Origin of the sequence: Streptomyces sp. NPDC057424, assembly GCF_042803315.1 — a bacterium.
Taxonomy (GTDB): Bacteria; Actinomycetota; Actinomycetes; order Streptomycetales; family Streptomycetaceae; genus Streptomyces.
The window spans coordinates 139,512-162,364 of sequence record NZ_JBHVCP010000009.1; the positions used below are offsets into that span (position 1 = coordinate 139,512).

Genomic DNA, 22,853 nt, shown 5'->3' on the forward strand with positions numbered 1-22,853 from the left:
CCGGACGACGGGGGAGCCGGCACACGTTCGAGGAGTCATCGCACCATGGATCTGAACCTGACAGGAAAGACCGCCGTCGTGACCGGGGGAAGCAGGGGCATCGGCCTGGCCATCGCACAAGCGCTGGCCGATGAGGGCGCGCGCGTGATCTGCGGGGCCCGTACCGCCACCGCCGAGGCGAAGGACAGCGGTCTCCGCACCTTCGAGGTGGACCTCTCCACCACCGAGGGGCCTCAGCGGCTCACCGACTACGCCCTGGAGCAGTTCGGCGGCATCGACGTACTGGTCAACAACGTCGGCGGTGTCGGCAGCATCCCGGGCGGGCCGTTCCCGGAGGTCGACGACGTTTTCTGGTACGACGCGCTCAAGGTCAGTTTCCTGAGCACGATGCGGATGACCCGGGCGGCCCTGCCCAGCCTGCTGGAGCGCCGGGGCAGCATCATCCACATCAACTCGGTCGCCGCACGCACCCCCGACCCGGCGCACATGCCGTACAGCGCGGCCAAGAGCGCGGCACTCAACTTCACCGCCGCCGTGGCAAAGCAGTTCGCCGACCGCGGACTGCGGGTCAACACCATCGCGCCGGGTGTCGTCAACACCGGTGTCTGGACCTCGCCGGGTGGCGCCGGAGACCGGATCGCGAGGGATCTGGGTATTCCGCTGGCTGCGGTCATCGATGAAATGCCGAAGCTGGCCGGAATTCCCACCGGCAGGGTAACGGAACAGACCGAGATCGCCGCGCTCGCGCTGCTGCTGGCCTCCGACCTGGTGCCCAATGTCACCGGTGCGGAATTCGTCGTGGACGGCGCCATGACGTCCGCGCGCGCCTGACGGCCGGACAAAACGAAGAGACGGACCAGGAGGAAACAACCATGGGAAAGAACGTGTTCAGCATCGAGGACCTGAAGCGCATCCTCTTCGACGGGGCCGGGGCTCCCGAGGGCCCGGGGGTGGAGGCGGCCACGGTCGACCTCGACTTCCAGGAACTGGGCTACGACTCGCTGGCGGTCCTGGAGACCTGCACGCGGATCGAGCGCGAGTTCGCCATCTCCCTCGACGAGGAGGTGCTGGGCGAGGCCCGCACCCCGCGCGCCCTGGTCGATGCCGTCAACAACCATCTGTCCGTCGCCAATCTGGCCTGAGCGCAAGGGGAGCACATCATGGCTGACCAGAACAGGCGGGTGGCGGTCGTCACCGGGGCGACGAGCGGTATCGGGCTCGCCGTGACCACGAGTCTGGCGCGCGAGGGTTACCGCGTCTACGTCTGCGCCCGCACCGAGGAGTCCGTGGCCACGACGGTCAAGAGCCTGCGGGAACAGGACCTGGAGGTCGACGGGAGCCCGTGCGACGTGCGGTCCGGTACGGACGTACGCGCGTTGGTGACCGCCGCCGTCGAACGGTTCGGCGCGGTGGACACGCTGGTGAACAACGCCGGGCGCAGTGGTGGCGGGGTGACTGCGGAGATCGCCGACGAGCTGTGGGCCGATGTCCTGGACACCAACCTGACCAGTGTGTTCCGGATGACGCGCGAGGTGCTGACCACCGGTGGCATGCGGGAGCGGGCCCGTGGCCGGGTGATCAACATCGCCTCCACCGCGGGGAAGCAGGGTGTCGTCCTCGGCGCTCCCTACTCCGCCTCCAAGCACGGCGTCGTGGGCTTCACCAAGGCGCTCGGCAACGAGCTGGCTCCGACCGGCATCACTGTCAACGCGGTGTGCCCCGGCTATGTCGAGACGCCCATGGCGGCGCGGGTCCGGCAGGGCTACGCGCAGGCGTGGGACGCCTCCGAGGACACGGTCCTGGAGAAGTTCCAGGCCAAGATCCCGCTGGGCCGCTACTCGACCCCCGAGGAAGTGGCGGGCCTGGTGACCTATCTGACCTCCGACACCGCCGCCTCGATCACGGCCCAGGCCATCAACGTCTGCGGCGGTCTGGGCAACTTCTGAACAGGATTGGAGACGACCGGATGAGCGCATCGGCATTGCGCGAGGTCGAGCACGAGATCACGATCGAGGCTCCGGCGACCACGGTGTACGGGCTGATCGAGTCCGTGACGAACTGGCCTCATGTCTTCCCGCCCACCATCCATGTGGAACAGCTGGAGTCGACGGGCCGACAGGAGCGGATACGGATCTGGGCCACCGCGCGTGGCGAGGTGAAGACCTGGACCTCCCGCAGGGAACTGGACCCGGAAGCACTGCGCATCACCTTCCGTCAGGAGGTCTCCGCGCCGCCGGTCGCGGCGATGGGAGGCGCGTGGGTGATCGAGCCGTTGACGGCGGACTCCTGCCGGGTCCGGCTGCTGCACGACTACCGCGCGCTCGACGACTCCCCCCAGGGGCTGGCCTGGATCGACGAGGCGGTGGACCGCAACAGCCGTTCCGAGCTGGCCGCCCTGCGCGACAGCGCGCGGCGGGCGAGCCATGCCGGTGAGCTGTTCCTGACCTTCGACGACACCGTGCACATCGACGGTTCGGCCGAGGACGTCTACGACTTCCTCAACGCGGCCGACCGGTGGCGGGAGCGGTTGCCGCACGTCAGCCGGGTGGAGCTGCGCGAGACCGAACCCGGTCTGCAGATCCTCACGATGGACACGCTGACCAAGGACGGCTCACAGCACAGCACCGAGTCGGTCCGAGTCTGTTTCCCACGCACGCGGATCGTCTACAAACAGACCCGGGTGCCGGCGCTGATGACTGTGCACACGGGAAGGTGGAGCCTGGTCGAGGAACCCGGCGGGGTGGCCGTGACTTCGCGGCACACCGTGGTGCTCAACCCGGACACCATCCGTCAGGTGCTCGGCGAGACAGCGGACGTGGCGGATGCCCGGACATTCGTCCGAAACGCTTTGGGTACAAACAGCCTGGCCACACTCGGACACGCCAAGGAATATGCCGAGAGCAAATCCTGACCGGCGGTGCCCCGTAACACTCCCGTGTTACGGGGCACTCCACCGAATGAATTCACCGGTCGGAATGAGCCAACCCTTGCACCTGCCTTTCTGAAATCCCAGCGCCCGGCTGGAACGGCCGACTGGGAAGGGGAGGCAGCTTCAATAAAGCAAGCCTCGACCAAAGGATGTCTTTCCACCGTTTTGTCACGATATCCAGCCGGTTTCACCCCTGCTCCACCCCTATGGAACCCCGACCGCGACATCACACGCCGCGTAACGAACCGCTCACCATGATCAACTTAGGGGTTGGCTGCCCATCTGGCCTCCTTTAGTGTCATCGTCACATCCTTTTCCTCGATCAATAAAAAAGAAGGCGACAGAAAAATTCGCCGTCTGAAGGGCGTGGACCATGGTGGAAGTGAAGATATTGGGGTCACTCGAAATCGCCATCGGAGGGAACTCCATCGTGCCCTCCGCACCAAAGCTCCGGCAGATATTAGCCCTGCTGGCAATACGGTCCAACGACGTGGTGACCGTCTCCGACTTCACCGACGAGATGTGGGGCAGCACACCACCCCGCAGCCTTTCCACTACTTTGCAGACATACATTCTTCAGATCCGGAAGATCCTTAAACGAGCCGAGCCCGGGGGCTCCGGGAAGAATGAGCTGTCCAGCTCGATCGTCACCCGCCCGGGGGGCTATGTCCTCCAGACCCCGGAGTCGACCACCAAGGACTTCGAGGACTTCAGCGCGGCCGTCGACAAGGGCCATCAGAAGATGCAGTCCGGCCACTACACGGAAGCGGTGGCGCTGCTCACCGACGCGCTCAAACTGTGGCGCGGCTCTGCCCTGGTCGACGTCCACCGCGGCTCCCTGCTGGACAGTTACGCCGTGAAGCTGGAGGAGGCACGGCTGTCCGCGCAGATCCTGCGGATCGACGCCTGCCTGGGCCAGGGCTGCGACCTGCAGCTCCTCCCCGAACTGAATTCCCTGGCCGGGCTGCACCCGCTCAACGAGAAACTCCAGTACCAGCGGATGCTGGCGCTGTACCGGTCCGGGCAGATCGCCGACTCCCTTCAGACCTACCGGAGTTTCTACTCCGCCCTGATGGACCAGGTCGGCATCGAGCCCTCCCTCCAGCTCCGGGAGCTCCAGGAAGCCATCCTCAGCTCCCTGCCCGACCTGTCCAAGCCGTCCTCGTCCGAAGTGACCCGCAGGACCCTCTCTCAGTTGGTCCGGCGCAGCGCGTGACCCTCTGACGGCATGTCTCCCGAGGAGAACCCCATGGCTCCACCGGCCCGTGAACCGGCCGCCGACACGCGACGGATCACGCTCGATGCCGACGGCATCGCCCTGTCCGCCCTGGTGAGCGAGCCTGCCGGTGCGCCGCCCCGTGCCGTTGTCGTGGCGCTCCACGGCGGTGGCATGAACGCCGACTACTTCGCCGGTCCGGCTCACCCCGGGCTGTCGCTGTTGTCGCTGGGGGCCCGTCTCGGGTTCACCGTCCTCGCCGTGGACCGGCCCGGCTACCGGGCCTCCGCCGCCCGGCTGCCGGACGGCCTGGGTACGGCCGAGCAGGCCGGGCTCCTCGTAGCGGCACTGGACGACTTCGCCGCCCGCTACCCGACGGGGGCGGGATTCTTCCTCCTGGCCCACTCCTACGGCGGCAAGGTCGCCCTCGTCGTCGCCTCCGGGCGCCCTTCCCGGCGGCTGATCGGCCTGGACATCTCGGGCTGCGGGTACACGTACGCGATCGACCCCGGCCAACTGTCGAAGGCACTGGAACGCGGCTGGTCCCCGAAGAGCTGGGGCCCGCTGCGGCTCTACCCGCCCGGCACGTTCGGCGTGGGGCGCGGGATCGTCGAGCCCATGCCCCACGCCGAACGCGCGGAGCTGGCGCGGTGGCCCGCACTCCTGCGGACCGTCGCGCCCGGTGTCGAGGCGCCGCTGCGGCTCACCTTCGCCGAGCACGAGGCGTTCTGGCGACACGACGAGGCGGCGTTGGCCGACCTGACTGGCCGGTTCAGCACCGTCGCGCGTATCGCCGTCGACCGACAGCCGGAGGCCGGCCACAACATCAGCCTTGGCTGGGCCGCCCGCTCGTACCACCTGCGCGCCCTCGCCTTCCTGGAGAGCTGCCTCGTCCCCGACGAGACGGTGCTCGCGGCCGGCAGGGGCTCGCGGCCGTGAGCGGAGGCAACCCCGGGCGGGGTGTCTTCCGTTCCCTGACCATCAGGAACTTCCGGCTGTTCGTGGCCGGGCAGGTGCTGTCGGTGACCGGCACCTGGATGATGGTCGTGGCCCAGGACTGGCTCGTCCTGGCCCTGACCGACGACTCCGGCCTGGCCCTGGGGCTCGTCACCGCCACCCAGTTCGGTCCGATGCTGCTGCTCACCCTCTACGGCGGGAAACTCGCCGACCGGTACGACAAACGCATGCTGCTCGGGCTCTGCAACGCCGCCTCCGCCGTCGGGTCGCTGGGCCTCGCGGTGCTGGTGCTCGGCGGTGCCGTGCGGCTGTGGCACGTCTTCGCCTTCGCGCTCTTCCTCGGCATCGTCAACTCGGTCGAGGTGCCGACCAGGATGTCGTTCGTCGGGGAGATGGTCGGGCCCGGCCTGCTGCCGAACGCCTCCGCCCTCAGCGCGGCCTACTTCAACCTCGCCCGCGTCGCCGGACCGGCCATGGCCGGACTGGTCATCTCCGCGTTCGGGGTCGGACCCGTCGTGGCCTTCAACGCGGCGAGCTACACCACCGTCCTGGTCTGTCTGCGGCTGATGCGACCGGCCGAGTTCCAGGCCCCCGTGACACGGCAGCGCGGCGGCATCAGGGACGGCCTGCGGCATGTGCGCGACCGACCCGATCTGGTGACGCCGCTGCTGCTGGTGCTCCTGGTGAGCGTCTTCGCGCTGAACTTCCAGCTCACGCTGCCCCTGCTGGCGAAGAACGTGTTCCACACCGACGCCAGGTCTTTCGGGCTGCTCACCGCGGCGTTCTCGTTCGGCTCCCTGTGCGCGGCGCTTGTCACCGCCACCCGGACCGGGCGCCCGTCGAGCCGTGTCGTCGTGGTGTCGGCGGCGGTCTTCGGACTGTTCGAGATCGCTGCGGGCCTCTCTCCCGGTTTCCCGGCCGCGGCCGCCCTGCTGGCGGCGACCGGATGCGCGTCCGTCGCCTTCGGCCAAGCCGCCAACCATCGCGTCCAGTTGGGGACAGAGCCGGGCTACCGGGGCCGCGTGCTCGCCGTCTACACGCTGATCATGCAGGGCTCGACCCCTGTGGGAGCGCTGATCATGGGGTGGATCATCTCGTATCACGGCGTACGGGCGGGCCTGGTCCTGGGCGGCGCCGTCGCCTTGCTCGCGACTCTGGTCGCGAGCGCCCTCGAACGCCGGCGAGCGCCGGACATCAGCGTGGCACCCCGTCCGGCGGAATGGGCACCGCGGTCACCAGATCCTTCCGCTGCTTCAGACCGAGCTTCCGGTAGATCTTCGTGAGGTGCTGCTCGACCGTGCTCACCGTGATGCAGAGCCGTTCCGCCACCTCCCGGTTGCTGTGCCCGATACCCGCCAGCCACGCCACCCGCCGTTCGGCCGAGCTGAGCGTGTCGACGCTCCGGGCCAGGGCATCGGCCGACGCGTCCTGGTCCTGCGGGGTGTCCGCGTCGTCCGGATCATCCATGGGCAGGGGGATGCCCTCCTGAAGCGCCTCGGAAGCTCTGACGGCCCGCATCAGCGGTTCGAATCCGCCGAACCGGGCCATGTTCCAGGCCTGGCGTATGAGCGCGCGGCCCGCCTTCACATGGCCGACGGAGTGGTAGGTACGCCCCAACTCGTCGAGAACGAAGGCGAGGTCGACCCGATGGCCAGAGCTTTCCAGCAGACCGATCGCTTCCCGTAGAAGGTCCGCCCGGTCCTCGACCGGACGGGTGAGGGCAAGCGCCTTTAGCCCGACCGCCTTCGTAGGGGCGTCGTCGGACACGGCGATCGCCGCTTCAGCGATGCGTACCGCTTCCTCTCTGCGGCCGAGGAGGAGGTAGGCGCGCGCGGCCCACGCCTGCCAGGGGCAGGAGCGCACGGGGGGTATCCCCAGGCGCTTCTCGATCTCACCGCAGGTGAGGAAGTCCCCCAACGCGGAATAGGACATCCCGATGGCCAGCCGGTACATCCCGCGCGCGTGCATGTACAGGCGCCCGAACTCCGATTCGATGGACTGCGCGGGCACGGGGATGCGCAGCGTTGACTTCACGTCCTCGAACCTGCCCTGCTGCACCTGGGCGAGGATCAGCACGCCCAGCGGGAGACCCACGTAGACGCCCCAGTTGGCGGGCCCGACGATAGCGCTGCGGGCCTCGTTCTCCGCCTCGGCCGGCCGGCCGGCGTCCAGCGCGGTGACCGCCCGCAGGCAGTGCAGGATCATGCGCCTGAACGGGCTCATGCGCGCGATGTCCTCGTCCGCCAGTCCGTCGCAGGGAAACATCGCCAGCCCCCGGCAGGCATGGTGGAGCAGCCTCGTCGTGAAGTACCCGATGTCCATGACCCAGTTCGACTGGTCGGCGTCCAGGAGATAGGAGTGGATCATCTCCTTGCTCAGAAGGGGCGTCGTCGGCGCGCCGGTCCCGCAGGTGTCGATGACCGCCACCGTCTCGTCACCCCACCACAGAGTGGCGGACGCGATGGCGGTGTCCGGGCCGGCCGGGAAAGCTCCCAGCGCGGCCGAACACTCCACCAGGTCGCGGCCCCTGTCCGGCCGTGAACCGTCCGAGTCGCTCAGCAGCCCCAGGATCTCCTCGGCCTGCCTCGCGTACCCGGCCCAGGCCAACATCCCCGAGACCGACAGGACGTCCTGCTTCGTCATCCGCCCTTTCTGCACATGGGAGACCAGTTCCGGAAGATGGCTCAAGGCCGCTGGGACGTCCACCCGCCACTTGGCGCAGGCCACCTCCATGAGGACCTCCGCATGTTCGGCCGGGTCGGAAAGGGTGGTTCGCGCCAGCTCCAGGCAGCGCACCGCCTCGTGCCACTCCCCCTCGGCCCGGGCGTACCGTGCCGCTTCCCGCAGCACCGCTCGTTCCCACGCCCGCGTCGCGACTCCGGACACGATCAGGCAGTCAGCGACCTCGCGCGGGCCTGCGCCCTGTTCGTACAGCAGCTGCGCCGCCGACCTGTGGAACTCGCCGCGCTCCTTGAAGTCGGGGTCCTCCAGAATCGCCGCACGGATCGCCGGATGCCTGAAGTAGCCGTCCGAGATCAGCCCCATAGTGTCGATCAGGGCCACCGCCTGTGCTGTCTCGACAAGTCCCACACCGCTCAGGGCACTGATCAGAGCGGCCGGTCTGCCACCACCCAGGACGGCCATGGCCCGGGCGACCCGTTCCAGTTCGGCCACCGCGTTGTCGCACACCAGCAGCCGTACTGCTCCCTGGAACGGCGACGGACCGTGTGACTTGTACTTCGGCGAGTCCATCGGCTGCGGAAGCTCCCGGGTGCCGCGCCCGACGGCCACCAGTAGACGTGCATTGCCCCCGGTCAGCGCCATGGCTTCCGTCATATAGGCCGCCGTGGGCCGTTTCCCCGTCACCTTCCGCATCAGCTTGGCGGCTTCGCGGGACGTGAACAGCGACAGCTCCAGCGACAGCAGCGTGGGGTTCCTCTCGGTGTCGAACCGAAAGTCACGGAACTGTCGTGACGGGGCGATGTGGGAGCCGGAAACCACCAGGAGGACCGGGAGCCGCTGCACCCGGGACAGCAGAGAGCGCAGCACCCACAGCGACGGCGTGTCGGAGAAGTGCAGGTCGTCCACGACGAGGACCACGCGGGACACCGAGCCGGCCGACCGGAGCGACCGCTCGATCAGGGAGTACATCCTGGACGCCAAGGACTGGCAGGGCCCGCACAGCCGTGCCACCTCCACGTCACAGCAGTGCGCCGCCTCCAGCTGGTGTCCGGCGTCCCGCACGATGTCGTCGTCACCGAAGAGCCCCTTGACCAGCCTCAGGGCCACCTCGCGCTCCGTCGGCACTCCGGTGGCTTCCCGCACCACTGCTCCGGCGGCACGCGCCCTGTGGACGAACCGTTCGAGAAGGTACGTCTTCCCCACGCCGGGCGCCCCCCGGACGGTCACCACCCTGCCGCCGTCCTCGAACGGCATCCGCATGGCTTCCCACAGCGCGGATTCCGCTTCCTCCTGACTGGCCACCGACACACGCTCCGGTCTTTCCGCCAGGCCGGCACGGCAAGGGTTCCGGCCTTTATGGTCCAAGCTCGACGTACGCCTGTTCCTTCCCGGCCACTTATGTGATTGAAACTTTAAGATCTGGGTCTGTGCCGAGACTTGGTTCTACAGCCCCGCAGCGTTGCGCAGCGCGTCCACCCGGTCCGTCTTCTCCCAGGTGAAGTCGGGCCGTTCACGGCCGAAGTGACCGTACGCGGCGGTCTGCGCGTAGATCGGGCGCAGCAGGTCGAGGTCGCGGATGATCGCGGCCGGGCGGAGGTCGAAGACCTCCTCGATGGCCTTCTCGATCTTCTCCGTGTCGACCTTGGCCGTCCCGAAGGTCTCCACGAACAGCCCGACCGGTTGCGCCCTGCCGATCGCGTACGCGACCTGCACCTCGCAGCGCGACGCCAGGCCGGCCGCCACGACGTTCTTCGCCACCCACCGCATCGCGTACGCCGCCGAACGGTCCACCTTCGACGGGTCCTTGCCCGAGAACGCACCGCCACCGTGCCGGGCGAACCCGCCGTACGTGTCGATGATGATCTTGCGGCCGGTGAGCCCCGCATCCCCCATCGGGCCACCGATCTCGAAACGCCCGGTCGGGTTCACCAGCAGCCGGTGGTTCTCCGTGTCGAGCTTGACGCCCTCGTCCAGGAGCGCCGTCAGCTCGGCCTCCACCACGAACTCACGGATGTCCGGGGCGAGGAGGGACTCCAGGTCGATGTCACTCGCGTGCTGCGAGGAGACGACGACCGTGTCCAGACGCATCGCCCTGTCACCGTCGTACTCGATGGTGACCTGTGTCTTGCCGTCCGGACGGAGGTAGGGGATCGTGCCGTTCCTACGGACGTCCGACAGCCGCTTCGCCAGACGGTGCGCCAGGAAGATCGGCAACGGCATCAGCGTCGGCGTCTCGTCCGACGCGTACCCGAACATCAGACCCTGGTCGCCCGCGCCCTGCTGGTCCAGCTCGTCGACTTCGTCCCTCCGGGAGGCACCCTCGGCCCGGGACTCGTACGCCGTGTCCACACCCTGCGCGATGTCCGGGGACTGCGCCCCGATCGACACGGAGACACCGCAGGAAGCGCCGTCGAAGCCCTTCTTCGAGGAGTCGTAGCCGATCTCCAGGATCTTCTCCCGGACCAGCTGCGGAATCGGCGCGTACGCCTGGGTGGTGACCTCACCGGCGACATGCACCAGGCCGGTGGTGATCAAGGTCTCGACCGCGACCCGGGACGCCGGGTCCTCGCGCAGAAGCGCGTCGAGAATGGTGTCGCTGATCTGATCAGCGATCTTGTCGGGGTGACCCTCGGTCACGGACTCCGAGGTGAAGAGACGACGGGACACACAGACCTCCACACGGGGACGGACGGGCAGACGGTGACTTCGTCCGGCACAGGTCAGCCGGCGGTGCCGTGCCCGGCCACCGAGCGGCACTCCATGATGTGCACGCCGGACGACGTGGGTGAGACGGAGGTGATGGCCAGCCCCGCCCCCTCGGCCAACCGGCCGTACTCCGGCAGCGAGCGCTCCTTGCCGCCAAAGAGCATCAGCATGAGCACGTTGATCTGGGCCAGGAGTCGCTGGTCGTCGAGGACACCGCCGTCGTGACTGCCGGTGCCGCCGTCGCCGGTGAGCGGCAGCCCTTCCAGGATCAGCACCCGCCCCTCCGGCCCGACGGCCTCCGAGCACCGTCGCAGAATGCGGATCGACGCCGCGTCGTCCCAGTTGACCAGGACGTTGTGCAGGACGGCGGTGTCGGCGCCCGCAGGAAGCGGGTCGAAGAAGCTGCCGCCGACCACGGAGATCCGGTCGACCGTACTGCCGTCCGCCAGTTCACGGACCGCCTCCTCGGCCGTCCTGGGTAGTTCGAGCAGGGTGCCCCGCAGGGAAGGGGAGCTGTCCAGCAGCGCGGCCAGCAGGGTGCCCCGTCCGCCACCCACGTCCATCACATGCCGTACGCCGCTCCAGTCGTAGCCCTCGATGAAGGAGCGGGCCAGCAGCTTCGTCTTGTTGCTCATCCATTCCTGGAAGGACTCCGACAGCCTCGGCTTCGCCGCGAAGTCCTCCCACAGCGGGAGCCCGAAGAGACGCTCGTAGACCGGCTCCCCCGTGCGGATCGAGTGGAGGATGCCCCGCGAGACCTCGTCGATCCGCGCCTGGGCGCTGTCCAGGTCCAGCGACGCGATCAGGCCCGAGGGGTGACCCTCCCGCAGCCCCTCGGAGAGCGCGGTGCCCCGGAACCCGCCGTCGGCCGTCTCCGTGAACACCCCGTGCCGGGCCAGCAGGTGCAGCAGACGGTGCAGCGCGTCCGGCTCGGTCCTCGTCATCTCCGCCGCCTCGGCCGCGGACAGGGACCGTCGGGCCAGCAGGTCGGGCAGCCGCAGCGTCACCGCCGCCCGGATCGCCCAGGGAGTGACCGTGTCGGTCTTCGCGAGAATGCGGGAGACCAGGGTCTCGGTCTTCGCCTCCCTGAACTCCACGACGATTCCGTACGGTCCGACGGCGCGGAAACCTCCCGACGTGAGCAGGGGCAGCGGCAGAACACGGACGCCTGCCGCCTCCGCCTCGTCGTGGACGTCACGCACGTCCGCGACCTCCAGCGTCAGAACCGGCGGGTCAGCCTGTTCCCCGGTGGCGAGGGCAACGGTCACAGAGACCTCCGCCGAGGTGACCACGACCGTTCCCGCCGCGGGCCGGAAGACCACCTCGTCCGGCAGATGCCGGCCCCAGAACGAAGACGCTCCCCGCGCCTCACCGGTCCTGACCCCGGCCGTCCCGGAGCCCACGATCCATTCATTCGTGATCGACATGATTCTCCTCGGTGCTGTCATGGAGTGCCTGTCTCCGTCAGCCGGAGACAGCTGCTGAAACCGACCTGTCGATCATGTGGTGGGTGCGCTCAGAGCAGGCTCGGGCAGCACTCGGAACGGCCGGATTCCCAGTGTCCGTACGGGCCTCGGGGCAGGTCGTCCGGTCAGGCGCGGTATTGAGCACGACGCCGGAAAGCGGTTCATCGCCGTCAGCCGGCAGCACCTGCCGTCACCGGACGGTTCGCGTTCATGGTCGCGTCGGCTCAGCACGGATCTGGGGCAGCACCATCGTGCCGAGCGGTTCGACGCCGCGCAGGAAGTCGCGCTGCGACTTGCCGCCGAGGTCCTGCCGCCGGGTATGGCGGGTGTGACCGAGCAGCCCGTGCAGGTGGATGATGCGGTCGGCGATCGAGTAGGGGGTGCCGGCGAAGACCATGCCGCCGGGTTCGCCGCGGCGCGGTCCGCGCGGGGCGGTTCACTTCGGCGCTGTCTTCGGCCATCGTGCGTGCTACTCATCGAACTCCGGGCGCAGCACAACCGACTGACCACGGCAACACGGTCATCCATGGCCGACCTATGCGAACCGCGCCTGCGAGCCCTCGCCGTCGCTGCTGACCGAACTGGAGCGGCGAGGCTGCGTCGTTCTCGTGTAGACCGAAAAGCTGCTGCTCAGCGGCCCGCCGTGCGTGAGCGATGCGTGAGCGGATGATGCGGCAGAGGCCATCACGGCGTGGACTGAGCGAGAAGCAGCACCTGCTCTGACCAGGTGGTTGCGGACACCGAAGAACCGTCCGGAACCACCCGGCAAACTTTGGCCAGGACTCTTAATCCATTGGTGGTGGGTTCGAGTCCCACAGGGCCTACGGGTGGCAGTGCGGGGGAGATGACCTCTGAACTGCTACGCAGCGTCCGTGTCGGCTTCGGCCGGCTCGGGCGCTGACTCGTTTTCGGGCCCGAGCGTGAGCGGAACGGCCACCCCCAGCCGACCACGAGCGTGCTCGGGGCAACACCGGTCGAGTACGGAGATGGTCCGGCCGACCGCGTACGCCAGGTTGCGCCCGACCGGGCGGACGCCGCTGTGACGCGTCGGGACGCGGCTCCGTGTCGGCCCTGATCGAGCTGGCCGGTGAGACGAGACGGGTCATCACCCTCGCCGATGCCGGCCGTCGGCAGCCGCACCATGCCTGTCGCTCGCCCCTGCCTCATGACCGATGCCGGCGGCGCACACCGCGACAGCCGAACCGGACACGTCCGCGGAAGGCGCGCTCTCACGTGGACGACCGAGCCCTGACCACTCCCGGACGGGCCTGCACGCTCTGATCGGCCACCGCCGCGGCGAGCACGGCCACGGCGTCGACGATGGCACCGTCGGCGAGATTGCCGTAGCCCAGGACCAGGCAGTTCGCCGGTTCTCTGCGGTCCGCCTGGTAGGTGTGCAGGTCGACCAGCCGAAGTCCGCGGGCGGCTGCGGCCGTGACGACGCCGGCCGTATCGACGCCGTCACCGAGGTGGGCCACCAGGTGCAGGCCGGCGGCCGTACCGGTGACCCGGCACGCCGGCAGCAGGGTGCGCAGTGCGTCGAGCAGGGCGGTCCGCCGAGCCCGGTAGCGCCGTCGCACCGATCGCAGGTGCCGCTCATAGCCACCGGTCCGGATCAGGTGGGCGAACGCCAGTTGGTCCAGCACCGGCGGGCCGGACCGGGCGGTGCCGCTGGTCTTCAGCACCTGGCACCACCGCGGCGGCGCGACCACCCAACCGATGCCCAGGGCCGGCGACAGTGCCTTGCTGACCGAACCCAGCAGCACGACCCGCTGCGGGCACATCCCCTGGACTGCACTCAGTGGCCGGTGGTCGTAGCGGAACTCGGAGTCGTAGTCGTCCTCCAGCACCACCCCGTCGACCCGCCGCGCCCACGCCACGAGCGAGGCGCGGCGCTCCGCCGTGAGCGTGACGCCGGTCGGGAACTGGTGGGCCGGTGTGGTGAGCACCGCGCGGACCTCCGGGTCACGGTCCAACTCGGCCACCCGCAGGCCGTGTTCGTCCACCGGGACCGGCACGGTGCTCAGCCCGGCCTCGCGCGCCACGTGGTGCAGGCGGGTCCAACCCGGGTCCTCGACGGCGACGCGGGTGATCCCCTCCGCTCGCAGGGCGCGGAACAGACGGGCGGCGCCTTCCGTGACACCCGTGGAGATCACGACGTCGTCGGTGTCCGCCATGACGCCCCGGCAGCGGTGCAGGTGGTCGGCCAGGGCCCGGCGAAGCTCCAGATGTCCGCCCGGCACCGGAAAACCCAGATCGGACCACGGCACACGGCGCGTCTGGTCGCGGAGCGCCTCACTCCACCGGGACCGCGGAAATGCGCGAAGGTCGGGAAGGCCCGGCGTCAGGTCGAACCGCGTCGGCGGCGTCGGCGGTCGGTCGGCGTCCGGTTGCGTGGGCGCGGCGTCGGGAGACCAACGCACTCTGGTGGCCGATCCGACCCGGGCGTCCAGGTATCCCTCGGCGACCAGTTGTGCGTACGCCTGTGTGACGACCCAGCGGGAACAGCCCAGGTCGGTGGCCAGGACGCGGCTCGGCGGCAGGGCGCTGCCCGTGGGCAGCCGTCCGGAGCGGACCGCCGCCCGCAGCGCGCGGGTGAGCCGCTCGTGCTTCGCGCCTGTGGCGGGGAGGTCGAGCAGCGTGTCCCACGCGAGATTGGTCTGGGATTCGGTCACACGATTGGATCGTACGTCCTCGCCAAGCGTCGTTAGCGTGAACCGCGATCACGACAGGAGGTCGACGTGGACCAGTGGATGCTGTCCAACGGCGGTTCGGGGCTCGGCGTGAGCGCGCTGTGCCTGGGAACCATGCACTTCGGTACGACGGTCGACGAACGGCGGGCGTTCGCCATCCTCGACCGGTTCACCGACGCGGGCGGTACGTTCATCGACACCGCCAACACCTACGCGTTCTGGGTGCCCGGCGGAACCGGTGCGGAGAGTGAGGAGCTGTTGGGCCGGTGGTTGGCGTCCCGGCGGGCCCGCGACCACGTCGTGTTGGCCACCAAGGTGGGCGCGCTGCCCGACCCTCCGGGGGCCACCTGGCCGCAGCATGCCGAAGGGCTGACCGGCAAGGTGGTCCGGGCCCAGGCCGTGGCCGGCATGCGCCGCCTGGGAACCGGCCATCTCGACGTCTACTACGCCCACATCGAGGACCGCCGCACACCGTTGGAAGACACTGTGGCCGCCTTCGCGTCGCTGGTGACCGAGGGCCTGGTGCGGGTCACGGGGTGCAGCAACCACGCCGCGTGGCGCGTCGCCAAAGCCCGTGAGATCGCCAGGGCCGCGGGCCTGCCAGGATTCAGCTGCGTCCAGCAGCGCCACACCTACCTGCGACCGCGCCCGGGCGCCGAGTTCGGCGCGAACCCGCACATCAGCGGTGAGTTGCTCGACTACGCACGCGAGGAGCCCGACCTGACGGTGCTCGGCTACTCGGTGCTGCTGTCCGGCGCGTACACCCGCTCCGACCGGCCGCTGCCCGAGCAGTACGACCACGCGGACAGCAGGCGACGATTGGAGGTGCTGGCCGACGTGGCCGATGAGTTGGGTGCGACGCGGAACCAGGTGGTCCTCGCCTGGTTGCTTCGCGGCAACCCGCCGGTGCTGCCGGTGCTGGGCGTCAGCTCGGTGAGCCAACTCGACGAGTGTCTCGGCGCGCTGGACCTGGAACTGGACGACGAGCTGCGGCACCGCCTCGACAACGCCTGATCAACTCGCGCGACGACGACACCGCGCCGGCAACCCTGACATCCTGCTCCCCGACCGCTGCGGCACCGCCCGTGCGGCGGGCGTCGCGGCCCTCGCCACGACCGGCGTGATCGGCACCGTGGCAGCCCTCGCGGGGGCCGCCGTCCTCCCACCAGGCCCCGACGCCTGCCCCGGCGCGGGCTCTGTGCCGAACCGCCCCCGGCCCCGGACTCCGCTACTGGCGCTGCAAGTGGAGGTACTCGTGACCCGTGCCCGTGACCATCGGACCGTCCTGCTCCGAGCCCGCGTTGCGACGTCGCTGGCCTTCCTGGCCTTCGGGACGGCGTTGGGCGCCTGGACCTCCCGTATCCCCGCGATCAAGCAGCGGCTCGACCTCGGCGACGGCCAGTTGGCCGTCGGGCTGCTCGCCTTCGCCGCCGGGGCGATCACCGGCATGCAGGTGGTCGGTCGTCTCCTCGACCGATACGGGAGCCGTACGGTGCTGGTCCCGATGGTCTTCGTCGAGGGAGTGTTCCTGATCCTGCCCGCCCTGGCGGTCGACGTGGTGACCCTCGCCGTCGCCCTCTACGCGTTCGGCACCGTTCACGGCACCCTCAACATCGCCATGAACGCCAATGCCGTCGACATGGAACGCGCCGCCGGCAGGCCGCTCATGTCGTCTTTCCACGCGATCTACAGCATCGGTGGTTTCGTCGGGGCGGCGGCCGGTGGCCTGTCCGCCCATGCCGGTTCGGCCGCGGCCACCACGTTTCTCACCGTCGGCGCCGCCGTCGTCGCGGCCGCCCTGTGGACGGCACGCTGGGCGTTGCCCGCCGACGAGGTCCCACCGGTGACCCGGGGCCGCTCCACGATCGGAGACGACCGTCCACAGCGGAACGCGGCCGCTCCGGCCGGAGTGCTGTTCCTCGGGATCCTGGTCTTCTGCTGCCTGGTCGGAGAGGGTGCGGCGGCCGACTGGAGCAGCGTCTATCTGCGCGACACGCTGGGTAGCGGAGCCGGGTTCGCGGCTACTGCGTACGCCGCATTCTCGATCATGATGGTGGCCGGCCGGCTCGTCGGGGACCGCCTGGCGGCGCGGTTCGGCCCGGTCGCCCTGGTGCGTGGCTGCGGTGCCGTCGCGGCGGTCGGCCTCGGCGCCGCGCTGCTCGTCGGCCACCCGATGGCAGGCGTCGTCGGCTTCGGCTGTCTCGGTGCCGGTCTGTCCTGCATCGCGCCGCAGGTGTTCTCCGCCGCCGGCAGCCGTGACCCGAGGCACGCCGGCCGCGCGATCGCCCGGGTGGCCAGTATCGGCTATCTCGGGTTCCTGACCGGGCCGCTGCTCATCGGCGCCGTAGCAGAGCTGACCGGCCTGGCGTGGGCCCTGACCATCCCGGTGGTCCTCGCACTGTTCGTCACGCTGACGGCCGCCGCTCTGCGGCCACGACCGGCGGGGGTGGATCCGTCGTGGGAGGCCGGTCCGCGTACGTCGTCCAAGTGACGTACCGGCGGACGCGGCCCGCCTCGCCGGTCGGCGAACCCGTCCAGCAGGTGGCGGATCGCCACGGGCACGATCCCGGCTGGCCAGAGACGGCGTCGGGCCGACAGCCAGAGGCCGGTTGAACGCCCCGTGACGAACGTCCCGCACGGTGCGCGGTATCGCCCACCGCATCGCCCGCAAGGCTGCCGAAGTCTGCACCGCCGCCACGAACGCAAGCCCTGGCCAGGACGTAACTCCGGCGACGGTGGTGACCCGACCGGATACGGTGGCCTGCCGTGATCGGCTGAAGGGGCCACGATGAGTCAGTACTTCGACATAGGCGACGAGACTCTGTGGAACCCGTCCAACGGGGCCTCCCGCATGTTCCGGCGGCACGTAGCGGTCTTTGAGGCGGAACTGGAACTCTCGTCGGGTATTGGCCCCATGGAGAACGACGAGTGCCAGATCGACTTGGTCACCTTCGAGACCTTCGTCAAAGCCCTGCTGGCGCACCATCGAAGAACGAGCCACGCCATCGTGCTGGCCCTCTCCGACGGCTTCACCGCCACTGTGCTGGCTCTTGCAGAGCGCGCCGGAATCGAGGTGGACTGGGCACAGCTCGGCGCCGCCCCGGACGGCCCGCTCGAGGATGCGCAGGTCTCGGCCGTTACTGGGATGTCCGCCCCGGCGGAAGTCGGATCTTGGGCGGCAGGACTGCGCGAGAAGGCACGCGAGCTGGGTCGCCGCATGCCCCGCTGACCGGAGCGACCCCGCACGACGAACCGATTGCTTCTCCTCGACCCGAGCAGCTCACCATGAGAAACGTCGTCCTCATCCATTGGTTGTGGGTTCGAGTCCCACAGGGCCTATCGCTCGCAGGCGGGCTGTATAACCTCTGACCTGCTGGGAAGCGTCCGGGGCGGCTTCTGTCGGCTCGGGCGCCGCTTCGTTTCGGGTCCTTGCGTGGGGCCGACTCCCGTATGTCCGCCTCCGACTTCATCGTGCCGGCCGAACTCACCGAAAGCGGCGGGCGTAGGGCGGAGCGCGGACTGGTGGTCAAGGAAGAATGTTCCGACGGCGGACGCGGAGCGTGACGGCGCCGGCCGTGCAGCCGACGTCCTCAACTCGTCTACGGCCAAGACGGTTCGGCGGGAATCCGGGCAGCCGTTTAAAAACCTTGGCGCTATCGTCATTAGCACCATGTTGCTGAGGCTGAACACCACGGACAACCGCCCTCTGCACGAGCAGGTGGCCGGCGCGATCCGGCGCGCCATCGCCGATGGGGAGTGCGGGCCGGGTGACCGGCTCCCCCCGGCACGGGACCTCTCCCGGGCGCTGGGAGTGAACGTCAACACGGTGCTTCGCGGTCTGCGAGCGCTGCGCGACGAGGGCGTACTGGAGTTCCGGCGGGGCCGAGGCGTGACCGTGGCCCACGGGGCGGACCAGCGCTCGGCTCTGATGGACCGCGTACGGGATGTCGTGGCCGACGCGGCGCGCCTCGGTTACAGCAGGAACGAACTCATCGACATGATCAGGGGGATGTCGTGACCGACCGAGCGGGGCGCAGGAGCGCTGCGGTGTGGGGTGCCGTCGGCTGGTCCTCGGGAGTCCTGGTGCTGCTGGTGGCCCTGCCCCTGGCTGCCGGCAGCCGGCTGCCGGACCGGCTGGCGACCCACTGGGACGCCGGCTCCGGCGAGCCCGACGGTTCCATGCCGTTCTGGGCCGCGACGTTCTTCCCGGCGCTGATCTGGGGGGTGATGGCGACGATCGTGGCGTTGGCTCTGTGGCGGGCACGCGGCGGTGCGAACGGCGCGACGCGCGGGTGGGCCGGCGCGACCCTGGGGTTCGGGGGTGTGACACTCCTCGGGGGACAGGCGTCTGTCGTGCGGGCGAATCTGGACCACGCGGACTGGCGCGAGGCGGACTCGGTGACGGGCTGGGTCGTGATCACCCTCGTGGCGGCGGTTGCCGTGGGTGGGGCTGCCTTGCCGGCCGGTCGCCGGGCCCGGGCAGAGGGGCCGGAGGCGGGGGGCCCGACGATGGAAGTTCCGGAGGGGGAGCGGCTCGTGTGGCTCTCCCGCACGTCCAACCCCTGGCTCCATGCCACAGCCGCCGTGACCGGTGTCGCAGCAGTGGCAGCGATCGTGGCGGCGGTGGGTGGCTTGATGGGTTCCGAGGCTGCGCTGCTGGCCGGGCCCTTCGCTCTCGCCTCCGTGCTGGTGCTCGGCTGTGCGTCGGTGCGGGCCCGGGTCAGCGAGAGAGGGCTCGAAGTCGCCTTGGGCCCGCTGGGCTGGCCGGTACGGCGGTGGGCGGCCGAGGGCATTGCCTCCGCCCGTGTCGAGATGCGGACGCCGGCCCAGGTGGGCGGCTGGGGATACCGGCTGAGCGGGCTGGGCGCCACCGTGATGCTCCGCAGCGGGGAGTGTCTGGTGATCCGCACCGGTAAGGGCAAAGACTTTGCCGTCAGTGTGGATGACGCCGAGCGTGGAGCCGCCCTCCTGAACTCCCTGATCGGTCGACGGGGAAGTTGATGAGCCGGTCCTGGCCGGTGGCTCCCCCGCGCCGGCCAGGAGTTGTCCACGCGATGGGCTGACACCTGCGTGGTTCGACTCCCGCAGGGCCTACGGGGAAGCCCCGGCCCGGATCGTCTCCGGGCCGGGGCTCTCGCCGTTGTGGGGGGTGTGTCAGCCGGTCGTCAGCATGCCCGACCGCAGGCGTGCCACCGTGCGCGAGATCAGCCGGGAGACGTGCATCTGGGAGATGCCGAGCCGGGCGCCGATCTCCGCCTGGGTCAGTTCCTCCACGAAGCGCAGATGGAGGATGAGGCGCTGGCGCTCGTCGAGTTCGGCGACCAGGGGGGCCAGGGCGTGGAAGTCCTCGACGAGTTCGAGGGCCGGGTCCTCCTCGCCGATGAACTCCGACAGCGTGGTGTCGCTCTCGTCCGGGTCGCCGGTGACCGTCGCGTCGAGGGAGGAGGACAGGTAGCCGTTGGCCGCGATCTGGGCCTCGACGACCTCCTCCTCCGACAGGTTCATCAGGGCCGCCAGTTCGGCCACCTTCGGCGCGCGGCCGAGGCGGGAGGCCAGTTCCTCGGTGGCCTTGGCGAGTTCCGTACGGGCCTCCTGCAGCCGGCGCGGCACATGCACGGCCCAGGACGTGTCACGGAAGAACCGCTTGATCTCGCCGATGATGTACGGCACGGCGAAGCTGGTGAACTGCACCTCGCGGGAGACCTCGAACCGGTCGATGGCCTTGATCAGCCCGATGACGCCGACCTGGACGATGTCCTCCATCGTCTGGCCGCTGGTGCGGAACCGGCGGGCCGCGAACTGCACCAGCGACGTGTTCATCTCGATGAGCGTGTTGCGGGCGTACTGGTATTCGGGCGTGCCCTCCTCGAGCACGGCGAGCCGGCTGAGGAACTGTCCGGTCAGCTCGCGCGCGTCCTGCGGGGCGAGCTTCTGGGGCTCGGCGATCTGCGGCAGTTCCTCACCGGTGTGGGTGGCGGAATCCGTCGTCGTGCCGATGCGCATGGTCGCCGTCACGGGCCCTCCCTCTCAGTCCGGCCCGCTCCGATCCCCCGTCAGGCCACCTCCAGCGCCGTTACCCGCCCTTGCTCCGGTCATGCCCCGCGTGTGCCCCGGCGAGACGTTGGCCACAGGCGGCGCAGGTCGGGGCGGTGGCGGGGTACCCGGACCTGTGCTGTGACGGTACGGGCAGGGAGGGTGGGCGGTGGGGTGCGCGAGAGAAGGCCAAGGGGCTCGTGGAGCGGACAGTTGTCGTTTGACAACTATAGGTGGAGGGCAACAGCCTAGGCGTGCCGAACGTGCTCGGGGAAGGGACCGGAAGGACCGGCTCCGTGCGACGGCGGGTAGGTCAGGCAGTCCGGGTACCGGACGAACGGGAGTCTTCGGAGTCGTCGTGTATCTGGGCCGCCGCGGCGTCGCAGAACGCCTCCAGCCCCTGCAGCAGTGCGCTCCGCTTCGCCGCGGGCATCTGGTCGAGCACCGCGCGCAGCGCCTGCTCCCGGCGTACGCGCAGGTCGGAGAGGAAGGCGTGGCCCCGGCCGCTGAGGTGCAGGCGGACCTCGCGCCGGTCGGCCGGACTCACCTCGCGCTCGACGAACCCGGCCGCCTGCAGCCGGTCGCACAGCCGGCTGGTCGAGGGCGGTGTGGAGGCGAGGGAGTCGGCGAGCGTGCGCAGGTTGATGCCCTCGTGGTGTTCGAGGGTGAGCAGCACCCGCAGCTGGGACGCGGAGGCCGGCGCGGTCGAGGCCCGGCCCCAGAGGACTTCCAGCAACTCCGCGGCCGTGGAGGTCACACGGGCGACCTCTGCTGGCTCAGGGCGGGGTCGGAGGGAAGTCACAGTCACACTCTCGCAGGCACCGGGATGGCCGCCAGCGTACTAGGCGTGAGGTGAACCGCCCGGGACCCGCTTCCCGGCCCGTAGTCAAGAACCCGTTTCGAGGACGCGTCGGCGTCCCGTCGAGGATGGTGAAAAGACCACCGTGACCACGATCACGAACAGATTCGTGGCCGCCGAGCGCGCTCTGCGCACGGCGGCGCCCCATCAACTGCTGGACGCGGTCCGTCGTGTACTGACCGATCAGTACGCGGCGGACTCCGTCGAGCTTTTCCTGGCCGACTACGGACTGACGGTGCTTCAGCCGGTGTCCGTGCTGCCGCACACCCTCCAGCCGGTGTCCGTGCACAGCAGCCCGGCGGGCCGCGCCTTCGGTGCGCAGGAGCCGTACCTGGAAATCCCTTCGGGTGACCTCGTACGGGTGCATCTGCCCGTCACCGTGCGCGGCGACCGACTCGGTGTGCTGACCGTGACCCTGCCCGGCGCCGAACACGCCGAGGGCTGTCTGGGCGAGCTGGCCGAGATCGCCGAGGTGCTCGGGCACGAGGTCGTCGTGGCCGAGCGCGACACCGACCTGTACCTCCAGGCGCGCCGCCGGGACCGGCTGACGCTGGCCGCCGAGATGCAGTGGCAGCTGCTGCCGGGCCGTTCCTGCGCCCGCCCCGAGTACGAACTGGGCGCGCAGCTGGAACCGGCGTACGCGATCTTCGGCGACAACTTCGACTGGTCCGCCTCGGCCGACCGGCTCAGCCTCTACGTCACCAACGGCATGGGCGAGGGCATAGAGGCCTCCCTGCTGACGAACCTGGCGATCAACGCCCTGCGCAACGCGCGCCGGGCCGGGCTGCCCATCGACGACCAGGCGGCCCTGGCCGACCAGGCGGTGTACGCCCACTACCGGGGCCGCTGCTACCTCTCCGTGCTCATGCTCGAGTTCGACCTGGCCACCGGCCGGGTCCGGGTGGTGGACGCCGGGTCGCCGCAGATGCTGCGGCTGCGCCGGGGCGTGGTGGAGCGGGTGCCCTTCGACGCCCAGCTGCCGCTCGGCATGTTCGAGGAGACCGACTACGTGGTCCAGGAGTTCCGGGTCGAGCCGGGCGATCGGCTGGTCTTCGTCAGCGACGGGGTCTACGACGTCGCCTCCCCGGGCGGCGAGCCCTACGGGGAGGCCGCCCTGGCCCGGGCGATCCAGTCGACCCGGCTGCTGCCGGCCGCCGAGGTGCCCCGGGCCATCCTGCGCGAACTGACGGGCCACCGCGGGCGGTCCACCCCGGACGACGACGCCCTCGTGGTGTGTCTGGACTGGCGTGGGCGGTGAGGGACGGGGAAGGCGCAGGTCGGGGGCAAGAGTGGGCAGTTGTTTGGTGGTGCC

Annotated in this window: 20 protein-coding genes; 13 read left to right on the forward strand and 7 right to left on the reverse strand. The window is 69.7% G+C overall.

Translation table 11 applies throughout. The annotated features are described in order from the left end of the window. Nucleotides 1–45: 45 nt before the first annotated feature. The 7 genes from ACFU3E_RS11155 to ACFU3E_RS11185 all read left to right on the forward strand — a co-directional run bounded on the left by ACFU3E_RS11155 (nucleotide 46) and on the right by ACFU3E_RS11185 (nucleotide 6,385). Nucleotides 46–831: an SDR family oxidoreductase gene (locus ACFU3E_RS11155; RefSeq protein WP_384154911.1), complete on the forward strand. Its 786-nt coding sequence runs from the start codon at nucleotides 46–48 to the stop codon at nucleotides 829–831. 41 nt (nucleotides 832–872) lie between these two features. After that, entirely contained in the window at nucleotides 873–1,142 is a 270-nt protein-coding gene (locus ACFU3E_RS11160) for an acyl carrier protein (RefSeq protein ID WP_384154913.1), read from the forward strand. 18 nt (nucleotides 1,143–1,160) lie between these two features. After that, entirely contained in the window at nucleotides 1,161–1,946 is a 786-nt protein-coding gene (locus ACFU3E_RS11165) for an SDR family NAD(P)-dependent oxidoreductase (protein WP_384154915.1), read from the forward strand. A 20-nt stretch (nucleotides 1,947–1,966) separates the two neighbouring features. Beyond that, the gene (locus ACFU3E_RS11170; RefSeq protein ID WP_384154917.1) at nucleotides 1,967–2,911 is read left to right on the forward strand and encodes an aromatase/cyclase; all 945 of its coding nucleotides are present in this window, start codon (nucleotides 1,967–1,969) and stop codon (nucleotides 2,909–2,911) included. A gap of 448 nt (nucleotides 2,912–3,359) precedes the next feature. Then, on the forward strand, nucleotides 3,360–4,145 hold the full coding sequence (locus ACFU3E_RS11175) for a BTAD domain-containing putative transcriptional regulator (protein WP_384154919.1): 786 nt from the start codon (nucleotides 3,360–3,362) through the stop codon (nucleotides 4,143–4,145). Nucleotides 4,146–4,178: 33 nt separating this feature from the next. Then, nucleotides 4,179–5,084, forward strand: a complete 906-nt coding sequence (locus ACFU3E_RS11180) for an alpha/beta hydrolase (RefSeq protein WP_384154921.1) — start codon at nucleotides 4,179–4,181, stop codon at nucleotides 5,082–5,084. Further along, nucleotides 5,081–6,385, forward strand: coding sequence for an MFS transporter (locus ACFU3E_RS11185; protein WP_384154923.1), 1,305 nt, complete (start codon nucleotides 5,081–5,083; stop codon nucleotides 6,383–6,385). The genes ACFU3E_RS11180 and ACFU3E_RS11185 overlap by 4 nt, the downstream gene beginning before the upstream one ends. On the opposite strand, the gene ACFU3E_RS11190 is transcribed toward ACFU3E_RS11185, so the two are convergent. From ACFU3E_RS11190 to ACFU3E_RS11210, 5 genes are all read right to left on the reverse strand, one after another. After that, a complete protein-coding gene (locus ACFU3E_RS11190) occupies nucleotides 6,297–9,086 on the reverse strand; it encodes an AAA family ATPase (protein WP_384154925.1) in 2,790 nt (929 codons plus the stop codon). The genes ACFU3E_RS11185 and ACFU3E_RS11190 overlap by 89 nt on opposite strands. A 141-nt stretch (nucleotides 9,087–9,227) precedes the next feature. Next, on the reverse strand, nucleotides 9,228–10,451 hold the full coding sequence (metK, locus tag ACFU3E_RS11195) for a methionine adenosyltransferase (protein WP_384154927.1): 1,224 nt from the start codon (nucleotides 10,449–10,451) through the stop codon (nucleotides 9,228–9,230). A gap of 53 nt (nucleotides 10,452–10,504) precedes the next feature. Further along, nucleotides 10,505–11,917 carry a methyltransferase gene (locus ACFU3E_RS11200; protein WP_384154929.1) on the reverse strand — a complete coding sequence of 471 codons (1,413 nt, stop codon included), beginning with the start codon at nucleotides 11,915–11,917 and terminating at the stop codon, nucleotides 10,505–10,507. Between the two features lie 247 nt (nucleotides 11,918–12,164). Then, on the reverse strand, nucleotides 12,165–12,353 hold the full coding sequence (locus ACFU3E_RS11205; RefSeq protein ID WP_384154931.1) for a hypothetical protein: 189 nt from the start codon (nucleotides 12,351–12,353) through the stop codon (nucleotides 12,165–12,167). An 832-nt stretch (nucleotides 12,354–13,185) separates the two neighbouring features. Continuing rightward, nucleotides 13,186–14,631: a PLP-dependent aminotransferase family protein gene (locus tag ACFU3E_RS11210; protein ID WP_384154933.1), complete on the reverse strand. Its 1,446-nt coding sequence runs from the start codon at nucleotides 14,629–14,631 to the stop codon at nucleotides 13,186–13,188. 78 nt (nucleotides 14,632–14,709) lie between these two features. Between ACFU3E_RS11210 and ACFU3E_RS11215 the strand changes: the two genes are divergently transcribed. The 5 genes from ACFU3E_RS11215 to ACFU3E_RS11235 all read left to right on the forward strand — a co-directional run bounded on the left by ACFU3E_RS11215 (nucleotide 14,710) and on the right by ACFU3E_RS11235 (nucleotide 19,650). Next, the gene (locus ACFU3E_RS11215; RefSeq protein ID WP_384154995.1) at nucleotides 14,710–15,663 is read left to right on the forward strand and encodes an aldo/keto reductase; all 954 of its coding nucleotides are present in this window, start codon (nucleotides 14,710–14,712) and stop codon (nucleotides 15,661–15,663) included. A 43-nt stretch (nucleotides 15,664–15,706) separates the two neighbouring features. Then, nucleotides 15,707–17,140, forward strand: coding sequence for an MFS transporter (locus ACFU3E_RS11220; protein ID WP_384154997.1), 1,434 nt, complete (start codon nucleotides 15,707–15,709; stop codon nucleotides 17,138–17,140). Nucleotides 17,141–17,437: 297 nt separating this feature from the next. Further along, nucleotides 17,438–17,878, forward strand: a complete 441-nt coding sequence (locus tag ACFU3E_RS11225; RefSeq protein ID WP_384154935.1) for a DUF6086 family protein — start codon at nucleotides 17,438–17,440, stop codon at nucleotides 17,876–17,878. Nucleotides 17,879–18,319: 441 nt separating this feature from the next. After that, entirely contained in the window at nucleotides 18,320–18,667 is a 348-nt protein-coding gene (locus ACFU3E_RS11230; protein ID WP_384154937.1) for a GntR family transcriptional regulator, read from the forward strand. Next, nucleotides 18,664–19,650, forward strand: a complete 987-nt coding sequence (locus tag ACFU3E_RS11235; RefSeq protein WP_384154939.1) for a DUF1648 domain-containing protein — start codon at nucleotides 18,664–18,666, stop codon at nucleotides 19,648–19,650. The genes ACFU3E_RS11230 and ACFU3E_RS11235 overlap by 4 nt, the downstream gene beginning before the upstream one ends. A gap of 153 nt (nucleotides 19,651–19,803) precedes the next feature. Here ACFU3E_RS11235 and ACFU3E_RS11240 read toward each other — a convergent pair whose 3' ends face one another. Next, nucleotides 19,804–20,664, reverse strand: a complete 861-nt coding sequence (locus ACFU3E_RS11240; protein ID WP_384154941.1) for an RNA polymerase sigma factor SigF — start codon at nucleotides 20,662–20,664, stop codon at nucleotides 19,804–19,806. Nucleotides 20,665–20,995: 331 nt separating this feature from the next. Continuing rightward, nucleotides 20,996–21,490: a MarR family transcriptional regulator gene (locus tag ACFU3E_RS11245; protein WP_384154943.1), complete on the reverse strand. Its 495-nt coding sequence runs from the start codon at nucleotides 21,488–21,490 to the stop codon at nucleotides 20,996–20,998. 136 nt (nucleotides 21,491–21,626) lie between these two features. Between ACFU3E_RS11245 and ACFU3E_RS11250 the strand changes: the two genes are divergently transcribed. Continuing rightward, on the forward strand, nucleotides 21,627–22,799 hold the full coding sequence (locus ACFU3E_RS11250; protein WP_384154945.1) for a PP2C family protein-serine/threonine phosphatase: 1,173 nt from the start codon (nucleotides 21,627–21,629) through the stop codon (nucleotides 22,797–22,799). Nucleotides 22,800–22,853: the final 54 nt, after the last annotated feature.

Excerpts from the sequence above, each read along its gene's own strand:
- ACFU3E_RS11160 (WP_384154913.1), top strand. The coding sequence starts at position 873 with ATGGGAAAGAACGTGTTCAGCATCGAGGACCTGAAGCGCATCCTCTTC.
- ACFU3E_RS11225 (WP_384154935.1), top strand. The coding sequence starts at position 17,438 with ATGAGTCAGTACTTCGACATAGGCGACGAGACTCTGTGGAACCCGTCC.
- ACFU3E_RS11170 (WP_384154917.1), top strand. The coding sequence starts at position 1,967 with ATGAGCGCATCGGCATTGCGCGAGGTCGAGCACGAGATCACGATCGAG.
- ACFU3E_RS11200 (WP_384154929.1), bottom strand. The coding sequence starts at position 11,917 with ATGTCGATCACGAATGAATGGATCGTGGGCTCCGGGACGGCCGGGGTC.
- ACFU3E_RS11205 (WP_384154931.1), bottom strand. The coding sequence starts at position 12,353 with ATGGTCTTCGCCGGCACCCCCTACTCGATCGCCGACCGCATCATCCAC.
- ACFU3E_RS11230 (WP_384154937.1), top strand. The coding sequence starts at position 18,320 with ATGTTGCTGAGGCTGAACACCACGGACAACCGCCCTCTGCACGAGCAG.
- ACFU3E_RS11215 (WP_384154995.1), top strand. The coding sequence starts at position 14,710 with ATGCTGTCCAACGGCGGTTCGGGGCTCGGCGTGAGCGCGCTGTGCCTG.
- ACFU3E_RS11155 (WP_384154911.1), top strand. The coding sequence starts at position 46 with ATGGATCTGAACCTGACAGGAAAGACCGCCGTCGTGACCGGGGGAAGC.
- ACFU3E_RS11180 (WP_384154921.1), top strand. The coding sequence starts at position 4,179 with ATGGCTCCACCGGCCCGTGAACCGGCCGCCGACACGCGACGGATCACG.
- ACFU3E_RS11165 (WP_384154915.1), top strand. The coding sequence starts at position 1,161 with ATGGCTGACCAGAACAGGCGGGTGGCGGTCGTCACCGGGGCGACGAGC.